Annotated in this window: 1 protein-coding gene; it reads left to right on the top strand. The window is 39.3% G+C overall.

The genetic code is table 11. From position 1 onward, the window contains the following. A partial coding sequence (locus ABIQ28_RS12155; RefSeq protein WP_348037678.1) for a translocation/assembly module TamB domain-containing protein occupies positions 1 to 3850 on the top strand: 3850 nt, incomplete at its 5' end. Between the last annotated feature and the right edge of the window lie 219 nt (positions 3851 to 4069).

The following is a 4069-nucleotide window of genomic DNA, read 5'->3' as shown; positions in this document are numbered from 1 at the left end:
AAAAGTTACTGATTTACGGGCTGCACTCAACAATAACAGCGTCAACGCTAATTTACGCTTGGATTATCCAAAGCTATCTGCGCTGATTGAATCTCCAGAAAAATCGAAGGTTGACCTTAATATTCCAACATTTGAAGTCTCTTTAAAAGATGTGTTCCTGATTCAACCGCAACTGAAAAAAAACCCATACCTCAACACTTTAAGCAAACACTTACTGACGGGGAACGCCAAAGGGAACGGCTATCTGTCTGACATCAATATCGATCACATGAAGGCCAATTGGGGAAACACACACATTTCGGCCAATGGAAAACTTCAAAATGTAACCAATCCTAATAATTTAAAATTCAACATTCCAAGTTTCTCGGCGATTACAAAACGCTCTGACATCATTCAATTTGTAGATGAAAAAAAACTGGGCGTTAGTTTGCCGGAAGATGTCAAATTAGTCGGAAACCTGAAAGGAAATCCCAACGACATTTCTGCTAACGCTACCTTGACCACCACGCAAGGTGCGGCTTCTGTTGCTGGCTATTTTAAAAACGGAAAAACCATGGAGTTTGATGCCGATCTTTCCATTGATGCTTATAAACTGAACGAATTGCTGAAAAACGAACACTTGGGCACTTTAAGTTTAAATGTAAAAGCCAACGGAAAAGGTCATAACATCAACGATCTGGACGCCAATGTCGAAGCCACTATTTCGAGTTTTAAATACAATAATTACGACATCAAGGATTTAAAATTGGTCGGCGATATCAAAAATGGACGTGGTAAAGTCACTTCTAAATATAAAGATTACAATCTGGACATGGATTTATACGGCACAGTCGTTTTAGACTCTATAGCACCCGAAGCCACCCTCGAACTTAATATTATTGGCGCCGATTTGCAGGCTTTAGGACTCATGGATCGTGAGGTTAAAACAGCTATGAAAATCTATGTCGATTTTAAAGGAAATGCAACAGATTATGATGTGGCTGCTATTGTCGATAATGGCGTTATGGTATATGACAACAAATCTTATTTGACCGGCGATTTAAATGCCCTAGCGCATGTGACTAAGGACACAACGTCGGTTTCCATTAAAAACAAATTGGTGGATGTTTTGCTTGAATCCAACACCGATCCGCAAACTTTTGTCAAATCCGTAAAACGTCATTTGTTCAGCTATTTCTATCATGATGAAAAAGTGCCCGATAGCATTACCCATCCGGTCAATTTAAAACTTAGAGGTAAAATCATTCAGGCCCCTATTTTAAATCAAGTGTTTTTGGTCAATGTCAAAGATTTGGACACCGTTAAGATTGCTGTCGATTTTAACGAAATAGAGCGAAAACTGAAAGCTAATATTACGGCGCCACATATTAATTATAGTGGTTATGAGCTGGACAGTCTTGCCTTCTCGATGGATACCGATCAGGATAAATTTATTTTTGATCTAGGCTTCAACAGAATTAAAGCAGGCCCATTCGATATTCCAAAAACAAAACTCACAGGAGACCAATCCAATAATGAACTCTCTTTAGCATTCACTGCGTATCATAAAAAGGAGATCCTGACACAAATTACCAGTAAAATCACGGGCGACAGGAAGCAATTGCGCTTTCATGTAATTCCTGAAGATTTGATTTTAAATAAAACACCTTGGTTTGCGCCAGAAGACAATGAAATCCTGATTGGCGAAAAGAAGATGGTCTTTAATGATTTCCTTTTTAGTCATGACAACCAGTCTTTTGAAATTACGGATAAACTTGCTTCTATGTCGACAGAACATATTGCGGTGCATTTTCAAAATTTCAAGCTGAGCGAATTCTTAAATTACCTTAATCCCGATAAAGATTTGGCTACCGGAAATCTGAATGGCGACTTCATTTTGGAATATCCTTTTACCAATACTGGTATTATTGCCGATTTAGATGTTTCGAAATTGAGCTTCATGCAAGTTGATCTGGGAAATTTGAGCCTTGATGCGAAATCACTCGGAAATAACAGTTATGATTTTAATGTCGATATGAACGGCGGCGAAATTGATCTGGATTTCAAGGGCGATTATGTAGCAATTCCAGGTGGAGCCAAACTCAATTTGAATTTGGACATCAATAAATTCAACATGAAAGCACTAACCGGATTCTCACAAGGCGAACTCACAGAGACCGACGGCAGCTTTTCAGGGAAATTTAAATTGAACGGTACCCTCGCCGAACCAAAATATGAAGGCTCTCTGAATTTTAATAATGCCGATTTCAAGATAAAGAAGTTCAATGCAGGATTCAAACTTGCTGATGAAACCATAAATATCGACAACGTTGGCATGTCTATGGATAATTTCACCATTAGGGACGAAAATAAAAACACCTTGGTTGTTACTGGTAAAATAGGCCAGAAATCCTTTATCAACCCAACCTTTGATCTAAAAATTAAAGCCGATAAATTTCAAGTGCTCAATGCCACAAAAGAGGATAACGAATATCTTTTCGGAAAAGTGAGCTTTGATGCCGATGCTCAAATTACTGGCGATTTACAAATCCCTAAAATTGTCATCAAAGCAACCGTCGGTTCAGACACCAATGTTACCTACGTATTACATTCTGCCGCCGTAAATATTGAAGAACGTGACGGCGTGGTTGTTTTCGTAAATCGCGAAGATCCAGATGCGATTTTAACCAGAACAGAAGGAAAAACAGCCACCATTACCGGATTTGACATGAATGCTTTATTGAAGATTGGAAAAGATGCGACGGTGACCATCGTAATCGACGAGTCCACTGGTGATAATTTTAAAGTATCTGGAGCAGGAGATTTAAACTTCAACATGAAACCTAATGGCAATATGTCTCTTGCGGGTGTTTACGAAGTGTCGAGTGGCCATTATGAGATGAACCTTTACAATATTGTTAACCGAAAATTCAATCTTGTTCCAGGCAGTCGCGTAACCTGGTCTGGCGATCCATTTGATGCCAAGTTGGACGTCAAGGCGCTTTATGAGGTCAAAACATCAGCCTCTGCCTTGATGGCGCCTACAACGTCTGGCTTGGATGATGCCTCCAAAGGAAAATACCGTCAGGTGCTCCCATTTTATGTCTATCTCAATATTGATGGACAATTGATGGCACCAAAAATAGCCTTCAGTCTGGACATGCCATCCGATGACCAAGGCGCTGTTAGCGGACAAGTATATGGCCGAGTGCAACAGCTTAACCAACAGGAAGACGAACTGAACAGACAGGTGTTTTCGTTATTGGTATTGAATCGTTTTTATCCTGATCCAGGAAGTGATGGTAGCGCAGGTGGCGTGGCATCCATAGCAAGAGACAACCTAAATGACGCCGTTTCTGACCAGCTTAACATGTTTTCTGATAAACTATTGGGCAACAGCGGTTTCGAACTTAATTTTGGCTTGGACAGTTTTACAGATTACCAAGGAAGCAGCCCACAAGATCGCACCCAATTAGATGTTGCTGCAAAGAAAAAACTTTTCAATGATCGATTAATTGTAAGCGTAGGGAGTGAAGTTGATGTTCAAGGCAGCAGCCCCTCAGGCCAAGACACCCCAATTATTGGTAATGTCAGCATTGAATATCTTTTAACAGAAAATGGCCGCTACAGAATCAGAGGTTTTCATAAAAATGAATATGAAAATGTCATTGACGGACAGACTGTAGTGAGTGGAATTGCATTGATATTTACTCAGGAATTTAATAAATTTAAAGAGCTTTGGGAAGGATTATCAAAAGGAACAACCACAACTGAAAAAGAAGAAAAAGCAAAGTTAAAGGCCAAAAAGAAAACTCAAAAGGCAGAAGAAAAAAGCACTACGGATAGCTTGGAGAAAGAGAATAAGCAATAACGAACGCCTCGTTCCATCAAAAAAGCAATCCGATAGCAAACGTAAAAACATTGAATTTGAAACGACATCTAAAATACATCCCTATTCTCCTTTTCATTTTTGGAAGCTTCTACTCATGCAGTATCTCCAAATATATTCCTGAAGGCGAACGTTTATACTCAGGCGCAAAGTTAAAAATTGAATCAGATTCCATTATCAAATATGAAGACCGTTTAAAAG

The organism is Gelidibacter sp., assembly GCF_039916245.1.
Lineage (GTDB): Bacteria > Bacteroidota > Bacteroidia > Flavobacteriales > Flavobacteriaceae > Gelidibacter.
Note: the sequence above shows the minus strand (reverse complement) of the source record. Positions and strands in the feature narration are given on the sequence as shown.